Genomic DNA, 23357 nt, shown 5'->3' on the forward strand with positions numbered 1-23357 from the left:
TTATTACGAGAAGGGAAAAAGTAATTCGTATCTTTCCAAATACCCAATCTGCCTTTCGATTGGTAGGTGCCGTTCTAATGCAATATCAGGAGGCCTACTCCATGAGGAAGACATTAATTAATAACTAATTTTGCTTTATTTTTCGACTCCACTTCCATCATGGGATGATCACATATCCGGGAAGGGCTGTCAAAGTGAAAAGCCTTTGACAGCCCTTCCCGGATATGTAGAAGAAAAACCATGGAAGTTTCGTCAAAAAAAATGAAAGGGTATGGATAGAGAATATAAAGGAAATAAGTTGAAAATAATTGCCTTTGATTTTACACAAAAATCAGGACTTGACTCATAGAGGTCCTCAATGAACACGAAATCGTGAAAAAAAGCGGAAGAAGTGATCATAGAGGTATTCAATGAACACGAAATCGTGAAAAAAATCGGAAGAAGTGACCATAGAGGTATTCAATGAACACGAAATCGTGAAAAAAAGCGGAAGAAGTGCACATAGGATTCCTTAAAGGAATACCAAAAGAAAACCGCTCAATTTGAATAATCAATGAGCGGTTTTCTTTCGATAGATCCTATTAATTTTATCTTAAGTTAAACAAAATAGCTAAATCTGCCTTTACCACAAAGACGATAGTATTTTTTTAGAATTCTAGTAATTGCTCTTCTAGACCTTACCACTTTACACCAATTATAAATCTCCGTGGTTGTCACTCTCCTCTCCGGAAACAAAATCTTAAATTCCTCCACACAACGTATTACCGCGGACTCCACACTATCCTCGAGTCCACACTTACAACACCTTAATTTCGTATCACCATCTGCCTCCATAAACTGGTGACAACAAGCGGAAAGAACCCCTTTTATCGTTCTGTCGTAGTCATAATTTGGTTTTGCCGTGAAAGGGTAATCTCCCAAATCCAGCGAAATTAACAGATCCGCCAGCTTTTCATGGCCGCTGTTTAATTTTGTCGGTATTTTATTCAATGTTTGCATAAATCGTACTATCTGGGTTGGAAAAATAATCGATGGGTTTTGTGGAGCCTGGTACATTGTAAGTTCTGAGTTTATATAAACTAGATACGCTTCAACATTGAAGTGAAATCCGAGTTCTTGGAGCAATTGGCGGAACATAGTTTCGCAACGCTGCAATTGAATATAAGGATCTTTAATAATTTTTCCGGTTTTAATATGCTTCAGATTCTTAGATTCAAATTCGTAATCACCTTCGTAATTTTTTACATCGACGAGGTAAATAGTTTTTTGAAAAATAATCAAGGTGTCAATCTAAAAAAAGTGGTTGTCTATTTTTAGCAGCAAACCGTTGATGACGATACATTCACTCTCAAGTTTCCCCGTCAACTGATCGAACTTAACTTCACCTTCAAATCCTTTCGCTAGGCTAAAATAATTCTTCCAATCTTGATCTGACAGCGTCATCCTGCTATTTAAAGACTGCAAAACAACTAATTCCAGTGGTGTTTGGCGCGACTTTCGAGGTTCTGGCACTCCCCGTCACCATCCTTAGAACATTATTAAAATCCTAAACATATTTTATAAAAAGGAGCCTAAACCTGCGTACATAATAAATGAAATTTTTGTTACGTTTTCAAAAAAATAGATATTAAACCTTCAAGATACTTAGTAAAATAATATTAAACAGGTGAGTGAGGTGCTCTATATGATAATTGTGACAACTGATGCAATACCAGGCAGGGAAATAAGAGATATAATTGGAATGGTTAAGGGAAGCACGGTTCAGTCAAAGCATATTGGCAAGGATTTTATGGCAGGCTTGAAAACGATTGTTGGCGGCGAAATTAAGGAATATACAGATATGCTGAATGAGGCCCGGGAAAAGGCAATTGAAAGAATGGTGGACGAGGCCAGAAATACCGGAGCTAATGCCATTGTGGGGATGCGGCTGCAATCAAGCTCGGTCATGCAGGGAGCATCTGAAATTATCGCTTATGGAACAGCAGTTTGGATTGATTAATTTTTTGAAAAATGGGAATTGACAATTACAAAAACTGGTGATAATCTAACAAGGTAAGAAAAAAAAGGAAATGGAGGGTTACGAAATGATGAAACTTATGAAAATGCAGCCAGCAACTGAATATGGAAACGTAACCTGTTCAGAAGAATTATCCTTTTAGGTCTTTCATGTGCTTACAATAGATGACTTAACACAGGTTGCGTTCCTTTGTGATGCGTAACGTGTGTTTTTTTGTCTCTTTTTTTAGGGTTTAAGGTGAGGCATACTGCACATTTATGGCGGTATGCCTTATTTTTTTCTATAGAAAAATAGGGGAGGAACAACAAATGACTCAAATATCCGTTATTAGATTAGCACAAAGCAATGTGGAGATAGAGGGCGGATAGTTTTTACAAAAGGGGGAATGACAGCATGTTTTCGGTATTAAAGAAATTAAATTGGTTTTTTAAAGAAAATAAGCGGCGTTATTTAATTGCCATCCCATTACTAATTTTTGTCGGCTTAATCGATATTCTGCCGCCGAAATTGATTGGTATGGCGATTGATGATATTCACATTGGCGGGATGACGGAGAATAAAATTTGGTTCTACTTGGGACTGCTTTTGGTCATCATGCTATCATCTTATGGTATTAGTTACATTTGGCAATATTTGTTATTTGGCGGAGCCTTTCTAGTGGAACGAAAACTGAGATCCCGGTTCGTTCAGCATCTGCTAAAAATGACGCCGGCCTTTTATGAAAAAAATCGTACCGGGGATTTGATGGCCCGGGCGACGAATGATTTAAAAGCAATCTCGATTACTGCTGGATTTGGGATATTAACCTTGGTGGATTCCAGCGCGTGGATGCTGACGCTGCTGTTAACAATGGGATTTTTAATCAGTTGGAAACTGACGCTGGCAGCAATTATTCCGCTGCCAATCATGGCTGTTCTGATGCAATTATATGGGAAACGAATTCACACCCGTTTCATGCAAGCCCAGGATGCCTTTGGTAAATTAAACGATAATGTACTGGAATCAGTTGCCGGCGTAAGGGTAATTCGCGCCTATGTGCAAGAAAATGCCGATAGCAGCCGCTTCCAGAAATTAACCGAAGATGTTTTTCAAAAAAATATGAAAGTGGCTGTGATTGATTCTTTATTTGATCCTACCATTAAAATTCTTGTGGGAATCAGCTATTTAATTGGTCTTGGATATGGTGCCTATCTCGTTTTCCATCAGACCATTACGTTAGGGAACCTCGTTTCGTTTAATGTTTACTTAGGGATGCTGATTTGGCCGATGTTTGCGATTGGGGAATTAATCAATGTCATGCAGCGCGGTAATGCTTCACTAGACCGCGTGAATGAAACGTTAAGCTATAAAGAGGAAGTTGCCAATCCGTCAGAACCAACATCGCTTAGTACTGCAGATAAAATTAACTATCAAAAGGTGACCTTCCGTTATCCATCCTCGAACTTTGACAATCTGATAAATGTCGATGTGACGCTTTACCAAGGGCAAACTTTGGGGATTGTCGGGAAAACAGGCAGCGGCAAGACTACATTTATCAAGCAATTATTACGTCAATATCCGCTTGGAAAAGGAGATGTTGCCATTTCGGATGTTTCGTTAGAGGAACAAACGCTTGAACAAGTGCGGAGCTGGATTGGCTATGTACCACAGGATCATGTCCTTTTTTCAAAAAGCGTAAAAGAAAATATTTTATTTGGCCATAAAGATGCAAGCGAAACTGAAATGGAGAGAGCAATCGATTTAGCGGCATTCCGAAAAGATTTGGAAATGCTTCCTGAAGGGCTGGAAACACTTGTTGGTGAAAAGGGAGTAGCTCTTTCCGGGGGACAGAAGCAGCGGATTTCGATTGCCCGTGCCTTAATCAAGAACCCGGAAATTCTGATTCTTGATGATTCCTTATCGGCGGTTGATGCCAAAACGGAGAAAAAAATCATTGATAATATCCGTCAGGTCCGCAGCGATAAAACAACAATCATAACCACTCACCGAATGTCTGCGGTTCAGCATGCAGATCATATTATCGTTCTTGATGAAGGGAAAATCATTGAGGAAGGGACACATGAACAGCTGCTTGAGCGAAGCGGCTGGTATAAGGAGCAATTTATCCGCCAGCAAATTGAAAATAAAATGGAAGAGGGGGTGTCAGTATGAAGACAGGGAGACGATTGTTTCAATATGCCTTAAATTATAAAAAGATCATAATTGCTGCATTGCTTATGTTAACAATTGCTGTTGGGACTGATTTAGCCGGCCCGTTCATTGCGAAAAATATTATCGATAAGCATATCCTTGGAATTGAATCGGTCTGGTATGAAACTTCCAGCAGTAAAAATGCTGCAAATTTAAACGGCAGCTATTATAAGCGGGAGGAATATTTTTCTCCGAATGAACAAAAAGGGAATCAGGTACGAATTCTGCAAGTCGGCACAAAATTCGTGTTTACCGAAGAAAAGATCACATTTGACGGGAAGCGGACTTTAAATAACGAAGTGCTCACGATAAGCAAAGGTTCAAAAAAAGCAACATATCATGTGCAAACCTTGAAGGGAAATGAACAGCTGCGTTTTTACCAGCCGGAGATCCCTGGGATTATTCAATTGTTATTGATCTATTTTGGTTTATTGGTCGTCTCCGCCTTTTTTCAATATGGTCAAAGGTATCTTTTGAAAAATTCGGCTAACCGGATTATTCAGAAGATGCGGGAGGATGTCTTTAATCATATCCAGAGGCTGCCAATCAACTATTTTGATAATCTGCCCGCTGGCAAGGTGGTTGCTAGAATTACTAATGATACGGAAGCGATCCGCGAATTGTACGTGACCGTTCTGGCCACATTTTTCACGAGTGCTATCTATATCACCGGTATTTACGTCGCGTTGTTCATTCTAAATCCAAAGCTTGCGGCTATTTGTTTATTACTGCTGCCGATTCTTTATGTTTGGATGCTGGTGTACCGGAAATTTGCCTCGAAGTATAATCGTGTCATTCGCTCAAGAAATAGTGACATTAATGCAATGATTAATGAATCGATTCAAGGAATGAACATTATTCAGGCGTTCAGCCGGGAAAAGGAAACGACAGCGGAATTTGAAAAGCTAAATAATGAGCATTTTACTTATCAAAATAAATTGTTAACGCTCAATTCTTTAACCTCCCATAATTTAGTGGGAATCTTACGAAACTTAATTTTTGTCGCGTTTATTTGGTATTTTGGAGGACTGTCGCTGGTTCCATCTGTAGTTATTTCACTAGGGATGCTGTATGCCTTTGTTGATTATATTAATCGTTTGTTCGAGCCTGTACAGGGTGTGGTAAACCAGCTGGCCAATTTGGAACAGGCACTAGTTGCCGGAGAACGAGTTTTCAAGCTCATGGATGAACCGGGGGAAAATGTTAGTCTAGAGCGGATTCCCCGGATGAAAGGGAATGTTTCGTTCGAAAATGTCTCATTCGGCTATAAAGAAGGCGAATATGTTTTGAAAAATATTAATTTTTCCGCTAAACAGGGGGAAACGGTTGCTCTTGTTGGTCATACCGGCTCTGGAAAAAGCTCCATCATGAACCTGCTATTTCGCTTCTATGATTGCCAAAAGGGGAAAATCATCATTGATGGCAAGGATATTGAATGTGTTCCAAGGCAGACACTGCGGAACCACATGGGAATTGTGCTGCAGGACCCGTATTTATTTACTGGTACAATTGCATCCAATGTAAGCTTAGATGACCCGTCAATTACAAGGGAAAAAGTAGAGAAGGCATTGAAGGATGTTGGGGCGGACCGTGTCTTTAAGAATTTGGAGAACGGATATGATGAGCCCGTGATTGAGAAGGGAAGTACCCTCTCAAGCGGCCAGCGCCAGTTAATTTCATTTGCCCGGGCATTGGCGTTTAATCCCGCAATTCTGATATTGGATGAAGCGACCTCAAGCATTGATACGGAAACGGAAGCTGTGATTCAGGAAGCAATGGAGGTACTCAAGAAGGGGCGTACGACCTTTATCATTGCACATCGATTGTCGACGATTCGTAATGCCGATCAAATTCTCGTGCTAGACCGCGGGGAAATTGTGGAACAAGGTACGCACGTTGAATTAATGGCATTAAAGGGAAAGTATTATCAAATGTACCAGCTGCAGAAGGGCGGTACGGAATTAGCAGGTTAATTGAAGGAGTAGTGACTTTTTTTAAAGATTCACAAAAAGTTCATTTTTCTAATTCATAAGTGTAATTTATATCACAAGAAAAAATCACCTTCCGTGATAATGTAAAAATGTTTAACATTTATCACAAATGAGGTGTATTTGAAATGACCGATTATTCAATTGTATTGGCAATTGGAAGTGTGCTAATTCTTGCTTATTTCATTGGATATACGCTTTATAATCACTAAAAAAACTGCAGACAAAACGTCTGCAGTTTTTTTAATCGAAACATTTTTTAATAAAGTGGCAGGGTTTGGGTATATATAATGGAGGGAATGTGAATTGGAGGGTGAATGAATGGATAACTTTCGGATAGAAATGGATACATTAGGTGAGGTTAAGGTGCCTGCCGACAAATTTTGGGGGGCACAGACACAAAGAAGTAAGGAAAATTTTAAAATTGGTTCGGAAAAAATCCCGCTAGAGCTCATTTATGGTTTGACCTATATAAAAAAGGCTGCCGCCAGCGTCAATTTTCAATTGGGAAAGTTAAGTGAAACAAAAAAGAAGGCTATTCAAAAGGTTTGTGATGATATTTTAAATAAGGATTTCGACCAGCATTTTCCGTTGGCGGTCTGGCAAACCGGGAGTGGTACACAGGCTAATATGAATGTGAATGAGGTTATTGCCAACCGGGCCAACCAGTGGCTGACGGAACAGAATATAAATGAGCGTTTACATCCGAATGATGATGTCAACATGTCGCAAAGTTCAAATGATACATTCCCAACGGCGATGCATATTGCTGGGTATATAAAAATCGTGGAAAATCTGCTTCCGGCAATTGAAGAACTGCGGAATACATTTCGCGAAAAAGAGCAGGCATTTGCTAAGATTGTCAAAATAGGCCGAACACATTTACAGGATGCGACGCCGTTAACACTTGGCCAGGAAATCAGCGGCTGGCGGTTTATGCTTGAGAAGAACGAAACTATGATTACGGAAGCGATGGACCATCTGCTGGATTTAGCCATTGGCGGAACGGCTGTTGGAACAGGAATTAATGCGGGACCGGAGTTTAGCACTAGGGCGGCGGAAGAAATTGCGAAACTAACTGGCTATCCGTTTCGTTCATCAGAAAATAAGTTTCATGCTTTAACTAGCCATGATGAAATTGTTCATGCACATGGGGCTTTGAAGGCTTTAGCTGCTGATTTAATGAAGATTGCCAATGATGTCCGCTGGCTGGCAAGCGGTCCAAGAAGCGGGATAGGGGAATTGACGATTCCGGCAAATGAACCGGGAAGCTCCATCATGCCCGGCAAAGTGAATCCGACCCAAAGTGAAGCGCTGACAATGGTCGTCTGTCAAATATTTGGTAATGATGCGACAATCGGTTTTGCTGCAAGCCAGGGGAATTTTGAATTAAATGTGTTTAAACCGGTTATTATTTATAATCTTATCCAATCAGTTCAGCTGCTAACTGACAGTATCAGATCCTTTAATGATCACTGTGCTGTAGGAATCGAAGCAAACACCGAGGTAATTAGCAAACTGGTGCAGCAATCTTTAATGCTGGTTACAGCACTAAATCCACATATCGGTTATGAAAAAGCTGCTGAAATTGCTAAATTGGCGTTTAAAGAAAACAGTACGTTAAAGGAAGCGGCGATTAAAACGGGGTATTTGACGGAAGAAGAGTTTGATCAATGGGTTCAGCCTGAAAAAATGGTATAAATCATAAAGTACAAGTGCCAGTTCGGCGAAGTTCCATGCTTGCGGGAACATGAAAGCCCCCTCGAAATTGAGGGGGCTAAGCCATATTATTAATTTGTTTTAAAAAGGGGTTGCTTATTAACGTTGGAATCCGCCAAGCTGAGATTCAGCCATTGATACTAAACGCTTAGTGATTTCTCCTCCAACAGATCCGTTAGCACGAGAAGTAGTGTCTGCGCCAAGATTTACACCAAACTCTTGAGCGATTTCATACTTCATTTGGTTAAGTGCTTCTTGTACTCCTGGTACTAATAGTTGATTAGAGTTGTTGTTGTTAGCCATAGTTGAATAACACTCCTCTGTTTAGTTTGGGGTTAGTATGGAATTGAACCATATTGGCTTTTAACCTTGCCCTTAAGGCCTAACCCATGATAATAAGATTTGGCTGGATGAACCGGAGTTGCACCGGTCATAACCCTAGCTTGGCTTCATCCAATGTTGTAAGTGGTTTTTTGTAATTGCTGTTTTGCTGTTTGTAATCTTTATTATGGATAAATTGGCCTTACTTATTCGAGAGTTTGCTTAGTAATTTATTCCATTACATTAGCAGGAACAAAGTGACGCAAACTATGAAAAACATTAAAAAGGGTGAAACGAATGTCAATATGCCCAGTTTGTAATGGCTTGCGGGACGTATCCTTAATTTGCTCCAATTGCGGGGAACCAATGCTGGAAAGCGGCCGGCTAATGGACTATTACGATGATTACAGCCCATACATGGAAATTGATTTAATGAAACTCGAAGATGGATATCCTGATACATATGCAGGTCACAAATGCCCTCATCTCTATCGCTGCCCACGTTGTCAACAGGATGATGTAATCTTCATCAAAGAATAAAAAAGGGTGTCAGGCCCATGTGAATTTTTCACATGGTGCCTGACACCTGTTAGGTCTATTATGGGCGAATTCTTACTTCTGAATCTGTGTCGAAGAAGTGTGCTTTATTTAAGTCGAAAGCAAGTTCAAGAGTGTCGCCTGGTTTAATGTCTGCGCGTGAGTCGAGGCGGGCTACAAAATCTTGGTCTCCAAGAGTAGAGTAGACCATTAGTTCTGCCCCTGTTAATTCAGCAACATCGATTTTGGCATTAATTTTAGTGCCTGTTGACGCAGCGATAAATACTGGCTCGTCATGGATATCCTCTGGGCGAATGCCAAGAATGATAGTTTTGCCGACATACCCTTGTTCACGAAGGAATTTCATTTTTCCTTCCGGTACGGCGATGGCTGTTTTTCCAATGACAAACCTGCCATCTTCAAGTTTACCATTAAAGAAGTTCATTGCAGGTGAACCGATAAATCCGCCTACGAAAACATTTTCCGGCTTTTCGTAAACCTCTTTCGGAGAACCAACCTGTTGAATAATTCCATCCTTCATAACGACCAATCTTGTCGCCATTGTCATCGCTTCAGTTTGGTCGTGAGTTACGTAAATTGTTGTTGTATCCAAACGGCGGTGAAGCTTTGCAATTTCAGCACGCATTTGTACACGAAGCTTTGCATCAAGGTTTGATAATGGCTCGTCCATTAAGAATACTTTTGCATCACGAACGATAGCACGTCCTAAGGCAACACGCTGGCGTTGACCGCCGGATAATGCTTTTGGTTTACGTGTTAAATAGGCTTCTAAGCCAAGGATTTTTGCTGCTTCTTTCACACGGCGGTCAATTTCATCCTTTGGAAACTTACGCAGCTTCAATCCAAATGCCATATTATCATAAACAGTCATATGCGGATATAACGCATAGTTTTGGAATACCATTGCGATATCACGATCTTTTGGTGCAACATCATTCACACGTTTACCGTCAATAAAGAAATCACCTTTAGAGATTTCTTCAAGTCCGGCAATCATCCGTAATGTCGTTGATTTTCCGCAACCAGACGGACCAACGAAGACGATAAATTCTTTGTCTTCGATATGAAGGTTAAAATCAGATACTGCGGTTACCTTATTATCATAAATTTTATAAATATGGTCTAATTTTAATTCAGCCATTTTGCATGCCTCCCGTTAAGTTGTTAATCACAGTTTAACGGAAAAGGCCCAAAAGCAATATAGACACGTTGCACAAAGATTGAAAGCGCTGTTTTGGGCATATTGTCATTTTGTCTGATATTCAAAAATAAGGCAGGCCAGGAAAACTGTAAAGGCACCGTAGAAATCCTTTAAGTTAATTCCAGTTTTTTCAGTGAATTTATCAATTCGGTATTGCAGGGTATTACGGTGAATATATAATTTTTTTGATGTCAGGCTGGCATTTAAATTATTTTCAAGAAAAATTTTGATCGTCGAAAATAACTCAGTGTCAGACTGGAAAAGCTCCAATATTTCAGTATTGATCTTTTGAATTAATTCTTCAGGCAAATGATAAGCGATATAGGCAGGGAAAATTCGTTCATAGGTGAAAATGGTTGTTTCCGTTAATTGTGCCATCCCGAATGCAAAAAATTCGCTCTCTTTTCTAAATAAGGAAGGGAGGCGGCCGGATAACGTATAGGGCTTTCCAATATAAAAGGATATTTTTGCATACAAATCTGTTTCTAATGTTTCTGACATGGAAAGCAATTCATCTTCGCTTAAAGAAATATGTTTTGTGTCTTCAATGACAATGCCTTTATTACGATTTTCCCAGATAATGTTGACTTCTTCGCTAAAAAAGCCAGTTAACGCTGCCTCAATTTCAACTTGACTGAGCTCATCAGTATGAATATAAAATTGTATAAAGCGTAATTCTGATTGTATTTTTTCTGAGGGCTTTGGCCCATCCATGAGTAAAAAATCATACCATTTTTGGGCTAAGGTTGAATTATTTACATTTTCAGTATCGATAAATGTGAATAATGATTTTAGCAATTTTATTTCCTGGTCATTTATAGTGGATTTTAAAATGCCAATCCACTCGTTTTCGGCCTCATGATAAAAAATATAATATTGATCCGATGGATTTTCAGGAAGATTGGAAAATGTAATGGAATTTGGATAATAATTCAGTAATTTTTTTAACATGATTATTTCCCCGCTATTATACTATTTCTTACAAACAAGCTTTGTTTGTTACAAAGGCGGTTTGCACTTTCCTTATTATAACAGACATAAAAAAACTGAGCCTTTTTTTGGCCCAGTAAAGGAATATTTATTCGGCTTCATGTGGAGGCTCTTCTTCTCTTAAGTCGCGGGCTTCCTCGATATTCGTGGTATCGTGGCGCATATGCACCGAGCCGCCTGACATGCCTTCATTAATCATTCTATCAATGTCCATATAGGCAACATCTCTGCCTTCATACATGGAACCTTGTTCTGTATTGTTCTCCTTATTTTCCTTCATTGCCATCATCCTTTCCTTACTGATAATGTTAGTGTATGGAAAGGTGCAAATTTCATTCAGAAAGAGTTATTCATAAACATGGTAAAGCATGAGTTCGTGGATTTGGCTTGTAAGCGACTGTAAATCTGCCGGTTCAGGTGTGCCTGTTGTCCATTCGATTTTCCCTGTTTGATGATAGATCCCCGTATATCTTTGTTTTTTAAAGTAAAAGGAAATATGCCAGCCGGGAATATTTTTATTTTCAAACAATGGTTTAAATTGAAAATGTGTAATCATGCTCATTATCCCCCTAAAGTAAACATCTATTATTAGCTTACCTTTTTAGAGGAATGATTTAAATATTATTTTTCGTGAGTTCAAGAAATAAATGACATAGACTGTCTATTTTCCCGGCTTCTATTTCCGGCTCGTCAAAGCTCATTGGTTTAGAGTTAACTTCGTAAATATAATATTTCCCCGTTTTGCTGATACCAGCATCAATCGAAAACTCACCAAAGAAACCGAAATGCTCCGATAAAATCCTGCCGATAGGGGAAATGATCGATTGAAAGAATTCTTCATGTTCAGCAGACTGTAAAAGCTCATAGGGGAGGAGCCTCCCGCCGGATGGTATATGGGTTGTAATTTCCTGTTCTTGAGATTGGCGGATGCCGACTCCTGTTATTTGATATTCATTCCCACTTGCATGAGCCAAAATCCGAAAATCAAACCGCGAGCCATTATATTCAGCAGAATCAATTGCCTCCTGAGCCAGGTATGGTTTTCTTAATAGCCTCTCTTTCCATTCTTTCCAAAATAAATTAAACGTTTCATATGATTCCTTTTTCTTTCGTCCCTCCACTTGAACCAGCAAGGAGGGACTTTCGGTCAGCCGGAAAATCCCTTTTCCCCTTGATGAACTGGCTGGTTTTAGATACACTGAATGATGTTTTTTCACCAGCCGAGTTAAGTCTTGTTTGTTCTTTATTAGGACGGTTTCTGGTAAAAAGCGGTTAATTTCCGGCTGGTCTTTGAAACATTCATAAAGCTCATATTTATCAATAAAACAAGGGTTAAAGAAAGGGATATTCTTTTCTTTTAAAACCTTAAAAAAAATTTGGACTTTTTTTTGCTGTTCTGCTGTTCGAAACGGAATTCGGTTATAGACAAGATCGGGGTAAGCAAATTGCTTCTTAACCCAGCTGTTTTTTTTAGGCAAGTATAAGTAACCTTCAATACCTTCTTCTCTAACCCCCTCGATGGTAAAAACAAAGCTTATTCCACCTAGTGAAATAAGCTTTTGCTGCAGGCTTCGAAACAACCGGCTGTTACCGGCAATGGCACCGTCAGCTTTTTGTGCGGTTAAAATTCCAATCAGCGGTTTGAATTTTTTGTTCATTTGTATAGTTCCTCTGGATGCAAGAGTGCTTTTTCGGCTAAATATACAGCGAAGGCAATGGATAATTTACGAGTTAATAAATCAAAAGCACGTAAATCAGGATGGCTGAAAATTGATCTCCCCGGTTTAGAGTTCGCTTCAAAAAGCCAAACATCTCCGTTGCGATCAATCCCTAAGTCGAAGCCGATTTCGCCGATAATTCCTTCTGTATTTAGTTCTAATGCTTCACTTAATTGAAGCGCAGCATCTTCTAGTTTTTTCGTATATTCTTGAGATAGTTCCTTGGAGAAAATTTCCTCCATTGTTTTGATTTCGCCACCGCTGCGTTTATGGGTCGTAACGCTGCCTGCTCCTGAAACCTTCGCGGCAATTGCGCTTACCCGCCAATTTCCGTCTTCATCCTTATTTGTGTGAACTCGAAAATCCACTGCACGCTGGTCAATTCGAAGTAAATGAATTCCTTGTTGGACCACCATCCGGTCAAGGGGCTGACTGGCAAATACGATTTCGAATAATTTCTCTAAGCTCGGAAATTTTCGTAAGCGATTCACATCATCTTTTTCCTGATACCTGCAATAATAATCATTTGTACGCTTATCAAATATGATTTGATGAATGCCAAGGCCGAGGCTGCCGTTTTTCGGCTTCATATATACGTGACCGTATTTTGACAGCATTGTCTCAATATGTGAGAAGCTGATAAAAGGATGTGTTTCGGGCAGATAGTTTTCTACGGAACTAACTTGCAGCAATCTTTCATATATATCGAGCTTATTAAAGAAACCAGGATTGTACCAGGGAATTAAATACTCCTTCTGCAGCCGCTCTTTGACTTTTTTTAGTTTCGGATTATTTTCACTGCGGCGGTTTGGCAGCCGGTCGTAAATAACATTAGGAAAGGGCACTTTATATTTCAGCCATTTGCTTTGATGGATGAAATACCCTTCGATTATACCTTGTTCCCAATCGATATGCTGTTCACCAAATACGAAGGTAAGCGCACCGACAGGTTTATTTACTGACAACAGCTTTGAAAAAAATAAGGTTCTCTCTCCAATTGGCTGTACTAAGGTCGAGGTAAAACCGGAAGTGAATATACCGACAAGCGGCCCAATTGTCAAAACTTCATTTTCGATAAAAGCATGCAGCGGCAAATGAAGGTTTGGGAATAGCAGTACTTTTTGAATACCGTTGCTAATGACAATTCTGTCATTTCGATCGGGATGAGGGTAGAAATCAACCGCCATGGATTTGGAACCAAAAGCAATTCTTTTTATCGCCTTATCCTTTATCAGTGACTTTGGACAAAAAACGATCATCTGGTCATTTGGAGCAACCTCAATGAGATAACGTTTTCTCATAAATGCTCTTCCTTTCATGTTTTTCCGTTCCATAAAGGTGTTTGGCATAAAAAAGTGGAGCATGATAAAGTGTTTCTTTTAATTCCGGCGATGTCTGTAATACTACCTTTCTTCCCGGCTTGGAATTGAGGTCTAGAATCCAGATGGAGCCGTTTTTTGCGATGCCAATATCAATGCCAATTTCAAATAGTGAAAGGAATTGATCTTCCAGCAGCTGCGGCAGTTTACCAAGGATATAGTCTAATTCAGAACAGATATAATCAGCTGCCTTAGGGGGGATGGCGGCGAGCCATTCGGTAAAAGTTGTTGCCGTACCGCCGGCGCTTAAGTTTGATAAAATTCCTCCAGTACTGCCAATACGGATTCCTCTGCCACGTTCACCCCAATTTCCCTGCTCGTTTTTTTGCAGAAGGATGCGGATGTCAAACGGCTGCAATTCTTGATTGAACAATTCAAGATAAGGCTGTAAAAGATATTGTTTCGATGTTATTAATGGTTTTAGCCATTTTAACAGCTTGACTTTATTGGGGAAAATTCGGGATATTATCTGCTTTTGTTTTTCAGTTTTGACATGAAAAGTTTTGTCGTTTTTCTTTATATAATAAATGCCATGGCCTTGTGACCCGTTAATCGGCTTTATAATGATTTTTTCCTTTGTCTCCAGTTCTTTAAAGATAATGTCGGGGCCGGAAACAGCTTGAGTAGGCGGCAAATACGGTGCTAGTACAGTGTCCTTTAAAGATTGGTATAATTCCAGTTTGTTCGGCAGGCCATAACCTAAAAAGGTTATGTCATTTCTGCTTTTTAGCCAAGAGACAATGGGCAGGCATTGTTTTGAATGTTCATCATCACCGTAAAAACAGCGGTCATACAGGATAGAGGGAATCGGGAACTCGTCATCCACCCATTGATTTGATTTAGGGTCAAATTTTTTGCCATACACTCGCTGTGTATGCGGGTTAATTTGTGATGGGATAAACTGGAAACACTCCATTTCAAAGGTTTTCGCCGACTTGGCAATCTCCGTAAGATAGGAAATCTCACTATCCGGGGTTAATGTCATAATTCCAAAAGCAATCATTTATCCAACCTCTCCTTCTGGATTCAAATCAAAGACAAGCGTTGTGCAGAATCGGACGATTGCTTTTGCTGAAGGCCTGATTTTTTCTTGGTTCTCTTCAAATGATTTAGAAGGTTTCGAGTTTACTTCTATTAACCATGGCTTTCCATCGATGTCCACACCGATATCGATCCCCAGTTCACCGAACATTCCATGTGTTTGGGAACTGATGGACGCGGCAATTTTTAACGCTAAATCTTTAATTTCTGATAATACTTTTTTTCCTTGCTTAGCATCAAAACATGTTCTTAATGCATCTAATGGGCGAATCAAGGTCCCGCCCCTTGCTAAGTTAGAGACAAATTCTTGATCAGCACCAATCCTCGCAACAATTGAAGTGATATCCCACATTAAAGGATGTTTTTTATGGCATAGTACCCTGAAATCCATTGTTCGAAAATCTTTAGTCATAAAGGGGATCCCTTGCTGGACGATATAAATTCTGTTTTGCAGGATTGGTTTTAGGTGCTTATATATGTCCTCAAGAGAATAATATGTTTCCGGCTGTTCATGACCGCCTGTTAATGAAGCTCGGTAAGTAAAACGGTTTTCATTATCTCTGATTAATTTAATTATATTTTTGCCTTGGCTGCCGTGGATTGGTTTGATAAACAAAGTTTCGTATTTTTGGGCAAGCTCGATTAAATTTTCCTTCGAAAAGATTTTTGTTTCGGGAATAGCCTTCTTTAGAGGACTTTCATTGTGAATCTGATCATAAACCTCCCATTTAGAAAGAAAACGGTCATTAAATAATGGGATCATCAGCAGCTCCAGATCTTGGCGAAATTCCTGAAATGAAATCTTTTTTTCTAGAATACGCGAATGGATTCGGTTATAAATGACATCAGGCAATGGAGGTTCAACTGAAATCCATTTCTCTTCCTGAAAGTAATATCCCTTCGTTAAAAAATTTTCATAGGAAAACACATAAAAAAAACCGCCATTCCCAGAAATTACGTGATGAAGCTCCTCACAGAACTTATGGACTGACCGAAAATTCGGCTCGTCATTTTCTTTTAAATGAAAATTTGTTAACAGCCCAACCACTGGCCCGAGCTTAAGAGTTTGGGAGTCAGGTTGAAAACTAGCTAGAAACCTGTAATTTTGGACTGGAAGACGAAAATTACTCATTACGTTTTCCGGTAAAATAATTTCATTTGTTGGAATATCAATGGGTTGAATATTCATGATAATGCTTGTTTTCCCAATCTCGATGGAAATATTTTTGCTATCACTAATATTTAATTGCTTCATTAGTTTCTTAGATATTTGCATAAGCTGATCATGCGGATTTGCCGTTTTCCTCATCGTAACTGTAATTGGAATTAAGGTAAGGGACATAAACATTCCTCATTTTTAAGCTTTGCCTATAGGCATTCGTTGATATAGTAATGTATGTTAAAGCAGGATAGAAGGTGATTTGAACATTCTCGCTATTTCCTGAATAATTTGTTATAGTTGTTAGGATTTCTCAATTTAAAAGGAGTGACCGATTATGGCAGTGAATTTATATGATTCCGCTTATTCATTAGAAAAAGCAATTCGTGAGAGTGATGAGTATTTACACTTAAAAAGAATGTATGACGAAGTAAATGCCGACCCGGCAGCGAAAAACATGTTTGATCAGTTCCGGCAAATTCAAATGAACCTGCAGCAAAAACAGATGATGGGCCAAAATATTTCCGAGCAGGAAGTTCAGCAAGCGCAAGCATCCGTTGTACAGGTACAGCAAAATGAAAAAATCTTCCGTCTCATGGAAGCTGAGCAGCGGATGAGCATGATTATTAATGAAATTAACCAAGTTGTCATGAAACCATTATCCGAGCTTTACGGAGAGATGCAATAATCGATTGGACTGCTATTTGTTTTTACGCGGAAACCATCATGTTGAACAAGGACTGTTCTATAAACCGGTGAAAAAACATAAAAGTGTTATATAGGAATTTCACCAAGAACAGGGGGCAGCAAGATGATTTATCGCTTACTTGCGTTAAATATTGATGGAACGCTTCTTCAAACAAACGGGAAGATCCATCGGTCCACAAAGGAAGCCATTGAATACGTTCAACAAAAAGGAATATATGTAACCCTGGTTACCTCACGCAGTTTTCCATCGGCAAAAAAGGTCGCGAAGGCATTAAAAATAAAGGCTCCGCTCGTAACCAATCAAGGGGCTTATATTGCCAGCTCCGAGGAGAAGCCAGTATTTGTAAAGCGAATTAATGAGAATCTGACATATGATACGGTTCGCTTTTTCGAAGCGCTGCCTTGTCAAATCCGCCTCGTCCACGAGCAATTCTCATTAGCTAACAAGTTCAAGATTCATAATGATCTGTTAGCTAAGACGGTATTTACTACAGGTGATCCAATGTTTTATTCGCAGCAGTTTGTCAATTCATTAAGTGAATATTTGCATGAGAATCCGGTAACTCCTTCCAAAATTGAAGTATATTTTGAGGCAGAACGAGACTTAAAAGATGCAAAAGAGGCGCTGGAAAAGATGTATACTGAAATTGAAACAATTGAGCTTGACCCATTGCGATTAGACATCGTTTCAACAGGTGCCTCCAAGCTCAATGGGTTAACGTATCTAGGCAGCCAGCTCGGTATTAAACTGCGGGAAATGGTGTATATTGGCGACGGTCTTGACGATATCCCGTTGATTGAAGCAGCGGGGCTTGGTGTCTCCATGGGTAATGCCCCATTTCCGGTGAAAAAGGCATCGGATTGGCTAACCAGATCGGAAAATGAACATGGTGTGGCCTATATGGTGATGGAGCATTTTAGAAAGCAGCAGCCAATCGAATTTTTACGGAAAATGAAAATTATAAAGCGTTAAATATATACCGGTACGACAGGCTCTAATATGCTTGTGGTACCTTTTTTTGGTGAATAATTTCCACTATATTGACCTTATTTTTACGATTCTGTACACTAAAGGAAGTTTAGTTTGAAAAGGTGATAATATTTGCGTATTTCTATACTAGGATTAGAGGATGAAAGATTTAAGCGCCCGCTTACACTGATTGCCAATTTATTTTTTGAAGAGTCGCAGCTTGTTATGTCGGTTGATGAAGCGGCGGACTTGCAGATAAAATTTGTCTTGCAGGCTGATGAGGCGGCCATTTCCGTAGCAGCTGAATTACTTGATCAAAATGAAGCTGTTTGTGTTTCGGACTATCAAAAGGAAATGCAGCCTTTCGAGTCGGAAAAAGAGCGTTTTAAACAAATTAAAAATGCCGTTTCCCATGCGTATTTAACGGTTCTGCAGGATTTTACCGGGATCACGCAGAAATGGGGCATATTGACAGGTGTCAGACCGACAAAATTGCTTCATAAGAAAATTCAGGAAGGTATTCCATTGGAGACTGCCCACCAAGAGCTGAAGGACGATTACCTGATTACTGATGAAAAAATCGAGCTGATGCAGCAAATTATCGACCGCCAATTAACAGTTGTACCTGATCTGTACTCGCTTGAGCGTGAAGTGAGCATTTATATCGGCATTCCGTTTTGCCCGACTAAATGTGCCTATTGCACCTTCCCGGCCTATGCGATTAATGGCCGGCAAGGTTCGGTGGATTCTTTCTTAGGCGGCCTTCATTACGAAATGCGAAAAATCGGCGCCTGGCTGAAGGAAAAAGGGATAAAGATTACGACGGTCTACTACGGTGGCGGGACACCGACGAGCATTACTGCTGAAGAAATGGACATGCTGTACGAGGAAATGTATGCCTCCTTCCCGGATGTTTCTGAAATTCGCGAAATTACCGTAGAAGCCGGCCGGCCTGATACGATTTCTCCGGAAAAATTGGCCGTGTTGAAAAAATGGAATATTGACCGGATTAGTATTAACCCGCAGTCCTATACACAGGAAACATTAAAAGCCATCGGTAGACATCATACCGTTGAGGAAACGATTGATAAATACCATTTGGCCCGGTCAGCGGGAATGAACAATATTAATATGGACTTGATTATCGGACTCCCTGGTGAAGGAGTAGCCGAGTTTACCCATTCATTGGCGGAGACAGAAAAGCTCATGCCGGAATCCTTAACCGTGCATACTTTGTCATTTAAGCGTGCCTCAGAAATGACGAAGAACAGGGATAAATATAAGGTGGCCGACCGTTTTGAAGTTGAACAAATGATGAACCTTGCCCAAGACTGGACAGCTTCCCACGGCTATGTCCCTTATTATTTATACCGTCAAAAGAATATTCTCGGTAATCTTGAGAATGTCGGCTATTCTATGCCAAACCAAGAAAGTATTTATAACATCATGATTATGGAGGAGCAGCAAACGATTATTGGGCTTGGCTGCGGCGCTTCAAGCAAATTTATCGACCCAGTAAGCGGAAAGATTACCCATTTCGCCAACCCGAAGGATCCCAAGTCATACAATGACAGCTTTGAAGCCTACACCGATGAAAAAATCAAAATTCTAGAAGAGCTCTTTTCAGAAAAAGGATCCCCTGCTTGATTGATGAGCGGGGGTTTTGATTTGAGATGGGAGTGGATTTTTTGCGACTGAACAAAAAAGAGAGTCCAGGGTCACATAAAAGCTTCTACGCGACCGGGCACATGAAAAAAGAGAGCGCCGAGTAGCATAAAGAGCGTCTATGCGACCGAGCCAGAGAAAAAAGAGAGCGCCGGGTAGAGTAGAGAGCGTCTATGCGACTTAGCCAGAGAAAAAAGAGAGCGCCGAGTAGCATAAAGAGCATCTATGCGACCGAGCACGAGAAAAAAGAGAGAGCCGGGTAGAATATAGAGAGCGTTTATGCGACCAAGCCCAAGAAAAAAGAGAGCGCGTGGTAGAATAGAGAACGTCTATGCCACCGAGTCCAAGAAAAAAGAGAGAGCCGGGTAGAATAGAGAACGTCTATGCGACCGAGTCCAAGAAAAAAGAGAGCGCCGAGTAGCATAAAGAGCATCTATGCGACCGAGCCAGAGAAAAAAGAGAGCGCGTGGTAGAATAGAGAGCGTCTATGCGACCAAGCCCAAGAAAAAAGAGAGAGCCGAGTAGCATAAAGAGCATCTATGCGACCGAGCACGAGAAAAAAGAGAGAGCCGAGTAGCATAAAGAGCATCTATGCGACCGAGCACGAGAAAAAAGAGAGAGCCGGGTAGCATAAAGAGTATCTATGCGACCGAGTACGAGAAAAAAGAGAGCGCCGGGTAGAGTAGAGAGCATCTATGCGACCGAGCACGAGAAAAAAGAGAGCGCCGGGTAGAGTATAGAGCGTCTATGCGACCGAGCCAGAGAAAAAAGAGAGAGCCGGGTAGAATAGAGAGCATCTATGCGACCGAGCCAGAGAAAAAAGAGAGCGCCGGGTAGAATAAAGAGCGTCTATGCGACCGAGTCTTAGAACAGCGTTTGAATAGCATCTATACGAATTTAGTAAACCTTCGATTCTACATCATAATTTACTCAAAATAAGTCCATTTACCATACCCCATTTGCTTATAATGTTGTTTTAGAATCCTACAAATCATCTTTTTCGACTTTACAATCCCGCACCACTCATAAACCAAACTAGTAGTAATCCTAATCCCCGGAAAAAGTATAATCAACTCCCGTACACTCCGCAAAACAGCGGCATCCACCAATTCCTTGTGCCCGCAAGTTTTACAAACAATAAAATTCCCCTCCACAGTAGTAGACAGTAAGTAACACAATTTACACATGATCATCTTTTTGAGCTGCTCAAATTCATAGGCCGGCAGCTTCATATTAGATGACACCGGTTTATGGAGAGAAATTAGTTTCCTTGCTAGATTCTCGTGCATTTTTGTTAATCTGGATGGTATTTCGTTTAGTTGTTTCATCAGACGATTGACTTGTGTTGGGTAAATAATGGGATAGTCTCGCGGTGCTTGCATGAGGGTAAACTCGGGGTTGATAAAGACAAGGCGGGACTCAACACGAAAATTAAATCCTAGATTTTTGAGGAGCCGTAGAAATAATGATTCACATCGCTCTCGTTGAAGCAAAGGGTCGGTAAGGATATTTCCGTTTTTACTATACAGTTTCCCATTTTCATAGTAATAGTCATTCTCATAGTTTTTAACATCAAAAAGATGTATAATTCCTTCGAATATTAAAGTCGTATCAATTTGAAATTCGCTGTCATTTACCTCAAGCAGCAGTCCTTTAATAACGATCCCATTGTTTACTAATCCATCGGTCAGCAGGTCAAACTTCAACTCACCTTCAAGACCTTTTTCAAGCTTGGCATAATTCCATTGGTCATGCTCGGATAGGTCCATTCGCGCATTTAACAATCGTAAAGTTACTAACTCACTTGATATCGGGCGAGGCATCGTAGTAATAGGCATAAGCCCACCATCCTTTTAAAAAATTTAGCTCCTATTGCCATTCTATAAAAAAACTATGGGACAATTTATGAACCTTTTGTTACATTTTCGGTACCAGCCCCTCGTCACTAAAATTGTTCTTAATAAAGGAATCATCCTCCATGATGTCGAATAATTTAATGGACTGGGCTCATAGAATACTATGAGTTTAAAACGCTTTCATTGAAGGAGTGGTTATAGCGATGATGCAAACACCTTTAACGATGACACAAATGATGAAAAGAGCAGAAATGTTTTTTCCGAAAAAACAAGTTGTTTCGAGGACAGCAAGCGGAATCCATCGTTTTTCCTACAAACAAATGGCGGAAAGGACGAGGAGGCTTGCGGACAGCCTTACAAAACTAGGAGTCGAAAAAGGCGACCGGATAGGAACGCTTGCATGGAATCATCACCGCCATTTAGAAGCATATTTTGCGATTCCTTGTATGGGTGCGGTCCTGCACACCATTAATATCCGGCTTTCACCCCAGCATATTTGCTATATCATTAACCATGCGGAAGACAAAGTTCTTCTCGTAGACCCAGACATCCTGCCGTTACTTGAAAAATGTGCATCTGAATTACATTCTGTCAAAGCATTTATCGTTATGACCGATGACAAAGAGCTCCCAGAAACTACACTCTCACCTATTTATCACTACGAACAACTTTTAACTGAATCAGATCCTAATTACAGTTTCCCAGAAGACATCAATGAAAATGATCCAGCCGGAATGTGCTATACTTCGGCTACTACTGGAAATCCAAAAGGAGTCATTTATACACATCGCGGCATTGTGCTGCACAGCCTGGCACTTGGTCTTGCGGACGGAGGCGGCATAAGTGAGAGGGATGTCGCGATGCCGGTAGTACCGATGTTCCATGTTAACGCATGGGGGATTCCTTTTGCCGCCGTATGGTTTGGGACCACTTTAGTCCTGCCTGGACCGTATTTTACGCCAAAATTATTGGCGGAATTGATAGAAACAGAAAAAGTCACCATAACCGCTGGGGTGCCGACCATCTGGCTCGGTTTATTAAAAGAGCTTGAAGCCGGCTCCTATGACTTGACCAGCTTACGAGCTGTTTTATGCGGCGGCTCGGCAGCTCCAAAAGGTATGATAAAAACCTTTGAACAAAAATATAACATTCCATTTAAGCACGCTTATGGGATGACCGAAACGAGCCCGCTTGCCCTCATCTCGACGTTAAAAAGTTACCAAGATAAGCTGGATCCAGAAGAAAAGCTGGAAATCCGATCGAAACAGGGGACACTTGTACCTGGTCTGGAGTTGAAAATAATCGGTAAAGATGGCGAAGTTGCATGGGACGGTAAGGAAATGGGAGAGCTAGCATTAAGGGGGCCATGGATTGCCTCGGAATATTATAAAGATGAACGGACACAGGATGCCTTCCATGATGGCTGGCTCTATACCGGCGATGTCGTCACGATTGATGAAGAAGGGTTTGTCAAAATTGTCGACCGTACTAAAGATTTAATTAAGAGCGGCGGTGAATGGATTTCATCTGTTGATTTGGAAAATGCCTTAATGGCCCATGAAGCGGTATTTGAAGCAGCGGTTGTAGCAGTTCCGGATGCGCAGTGGCAGGAACGCCCAATTGCCTGCGTCGTGTTAAAGGAGGGTTTTAAAGGAAAAACGACTAAGGAAGATTTAGTTGAATTTCTCAAACCGCAGTTTGCGAAATGGTGGATCCCAGACGATATTCTTTTCCTCGAAGAAATTCCAAAAACATCCGTCGGAAAATTTCTGAAGCGGACATTGCGTGAACAAGTACAAAAAGAAGTGCAAAAATAAGATGGATAGAAAGGACAAAGGCTGCCGCCTTTGTCCTATAAAACTATTATAAAATGTTTG

Annotated in this window: 22 protein-coding genes; 10 read left to right on the plus strand and 12 right to left on the minus strand. The window is 40.4% G+C overall.

The genetic code is table 11. The features are described from left to right. A partial coding sequence (locus A6749_RS28155; RefSeq protein ID WP_180321140.1) for a transposase occupies positions 1–128 on the plus strand: 128 nt, incomplete at its 5' end. A 469-nt stretch (positions 129–597) separates the two neighbouring features. Here A6749_RS28155 and A6749_RS19475 read toward each other — a convergent pair. Then, positions 598–1281, minus strand: a complete 684-nt coding sequence (locus A6749_RS19475) for a nuclease-related domain-containing protein (protein WP_161487159.1) — start codon at positions 1279–1281, stop codon at positions 598–600. 9 nt (positions 1282–1290) lie between these two features. After that, complete coding sequence (locus A6749_RS27785; RefSeq protein ID WP_084797905.1) at positions 1291–1512, minus strand: hypothetical protein; 222 nt, start codon at positions 1510–1512, stop codon at positions 1291–1293. A gap of 172 nt (positions 1513–1684) precedes the next feature. On the opposite strand from A6749_RS27785, the gene A6749_RS19480 reads away from it, so the two are divergent. The 4 genes from A6749_RS19480 (at position 1685) to fumC (ending at position 7896) form a co-directional block, all read left to right on the plus strand. Then, positions 1685–1999, plus strand: coding sequence for a YbjQ family protein (locus A6749_RS19480; RefSeq protein WP_066394536.1), 315 nt, complete (start codon positions 1685–1687; stop codon positions 1997–1999). A gap of 411 nt (positions 2000–2410) precedes the next feature. Then, a complete protein-coding gene (locus A6749_RS19485) occupies positions 2411–4168 on the plus strand; it encodes an ABC transporter ATP-binding protein (RefSeq protein ID WP_066394542.1) in 1758 nt (585 codons plus the stop codon). Then, entirely contained in the window at positions 4165–6180 is a 2016-nt protein-coding gene (locus A6749_RS19490) for an ABC transporter ATP-binding protein (RefSeq protein ID WP_066394549.1), read from the plus strand. Before A6749_RS19485 ends, A6749_RS19490 begins: the two co-directional genes overlap by 4 nt. A gap of 336 nt (positions 6181–6516) precedes the next feature. Beyond that, on the plus strand, positions 6517–7896 hold the full coding sequence (gene fumC, locus A6749_RS19495; protein WP_066394556.1) for a class II fumarate hydratase: 1380 nt from the start codon (positions 6517–6519) through the stop codon (positions 7894–7896). Between the two features lie 117 nt (positions 7897–8013). On the opposite strand, the gene A6749_RS19500 is transcribed toward fumC, so the two are convergent. Beyond that, entirely contained in the window at positions 8014–8217 is a 204-nt protein-coding gene (locus A6749_RS19500; RefSeq protein ID WP_066394566.1) for an alpha/beta-type small acid-soluble spore protein, read from the minus strand. 315 nt (positions 8218–8532) lie between these two features. Here A6749_RS19500 and A6749_RS19505 point away from each other — a divergent pair, with 315 nt between their 5' ends. Then, complete coding sequence (locus tag A6749_RS19505) at positions 8533–8775, plus strand: hypothetical protein (RefSeq protein WP_066394569.1); 243 nt, start codon at positions 8533–8535, stop codon at positions 8773–8775. 58 nt (positions 8776–8833) lie between these two features. Here A6749_RS19505 and A6749_RS19510 read toward each other — a convergent pair whose 3' ends face one another. The 8 genes from A6749_RS19510 to A6749_RS19545 form a co-directional block, all read right to left on the minus strand. Then, positions 8834–9934, minus strand: a complete 1101-nt coding sequence (locus A6749_RS19510; protein WP_066394572.1) for an ABC transporter ATP-binding protein — start codon at positions 9932–9934, stop codon at positions 8834–8836. A 105-nt stretch (positions 9935–10039) separates the two neighbouring features. Beyond that, positions 10040–10945: a PucR family transcriptional regulator gene (locus tag A6749_RS19515; RefSeq protein WP_066394575.1), complete on the minus strand. Its 906-nt coding sequence runs from the start codon at positions 10943–10945 to the stop codon at positions 10040–10042. Between the two features lie 127 nt (positions 10946–11072). Further along, positions 11073–11264: a hypothetical protein gene (locus tag A6749_RS19520; protein ID WP_066394582.1), complete on the minus strand. Its 192-nt coding sequence runs from the start codon at positions 11262–11264 to the stop codon at positions 11073–11075. A gap of 66 nt (positions 11265–11330) precedes the next feature. Further along, positions 11331–11540 (minus strand): YheE family protein, encoded by a 210-nt coding sequence (locus A6749_RS19525; RefSeq protein ID WP_066394595.1) that lies wholly within the window; start codon positions 11538–11540, stop codon positions 11331–11333. 58 nt (positions 11541–11598) lie between these two features. After that, on the minus strand, positions 11599–12642 hold the full coding sequence (locus A6749_RS19530) for a YheC/YheD family endospore coat-associated protein (RefSeq protein ID WP_066394599.1): 1044 nt from the start codon (positions 12640–12642) through the stop codon (positions 11599–11601). Beyond that, entirely contained in the window at positions 12639–14003 is a 1365-nt protein-coding gene (locus tag A6749_RS19535) for a YheC/YheD family endospore coat-associated protein (RefSeq protein WP_066394603.1), read from the minus strand. Before A6749_RS19535 ends, A6749_RS19530 begins: the two co-directional genes overlap by 4 nt. Further along, positions 13981–15084: a YheC/YheD family endospore coat-associated protein gene (locus A6749_RS19540; RefSeq protein WP_066394605.1), complete on the minus strand. Its 1104-nt coding sequence runs from the start codon at positions 15082–15084 to the stop codon at positions 13981–13983. Before A6749_RS19540 ends, A6749_RS19535 begins: the two co-directional genes overlap by 23 nt. Then, positions 15085–16464 carry a YheC/YheD family endospore coat-associated protein gene (locus A6749_RS19545; protein ID WP_066394607.1) on the minus strand — a complete coding sequence of 460 codons (1380 nt, stop codon included), beginning with the start codon at positions 16462–16464 and terminating at the stop codon, positions 15085–15087. It abuts the gene before it with no gap. Positions 16465–16618: 154 nt separating this feature from the next. Between A6749_RS19545 and A6749_RS19550 the strand changes: the two genes are divergently transcribed. The 3 genes from A6749_RS19550 to A6749_RS19560 all read left to right on the plus strand — a co-directional run bounded on the left by A6749_RS19550 (position 16619) and on the right by A6749_RS19560 (position 19606). After that, positions 16619–16969 carry a YlbF/YmcA family competence regulator gene (locus tag A6749_RS19550; RefSeq protein WP_066394610.1) on the plus strand — a complete coding sequence of 117 codons (351 nt, stop codon included), beginning with the start codon at positions 16619–16621 and terminating at the stop codon, positions 16967–16969. Between the two features lie 123 nt (positions 16970–17092). Next, positions 17093–17962, plus strand: coding sequence for a Cof-type HAD-IIB family hydrolase (locus A6749_RS19555; RefSeq protein ID WP_066394613.1), 870 nt, complete (start codon positions 17093–17095; stop codon positions 17960–17962). 129 nt (positions 17963–18091) lie between these two features. Beyond that, positions 18092–19606: a coproporphyrinogen III oxidase gene (locus A6749_RS19560; protein WP_066394616.1), complete on the plus strand. Its 1515-nt coding sequence runs from the start codon at positions 18092–18094 to the stop codon at positions 19604–19606. A 944-nt stretch (positions 19607–20550) separates the two neighbouring features. Here A6749_RS19560 and A6749_RS19565 read toward each other — a convergent pair. Further along, a complete protein-coding gene (locus A6749_RS19565) occupies positions 20551–21462 on the minus strand; it encodes a nuclease-related domain-containing protein (RefSeq protein WP_084797907.1) in 912 nt (303 codons plus the stop codon). Positions 21463–21683: 221 nt separating this feature from the next. On the opposite strand from A6749_RS19565, the gene A6749_RS19570 reads away from it, so the two are divergent. Then, positions 21684–23297: a long-chain fatty acid--CoA ligase gene (locus A6749_RS19570; RefSeq protein ID WP_066394619.1), complete on the plus strand. Its 1614-nt coding sequence runs from the start codon at positions 21684–21686 to the stop codon at positions 23295–23297. Positions 23298–23357: the final 60 nt, after the last annotated feature.

The organism is Neobacillus mesonae, from assembly GCF_001636315.1.
Taxonomy (GTDB): domain Bacteria; phylum Bacillota; class Bacilli; order Bacillales; family Cytobacillaceae; genus Neobacillus; species Neobacillus mesonae.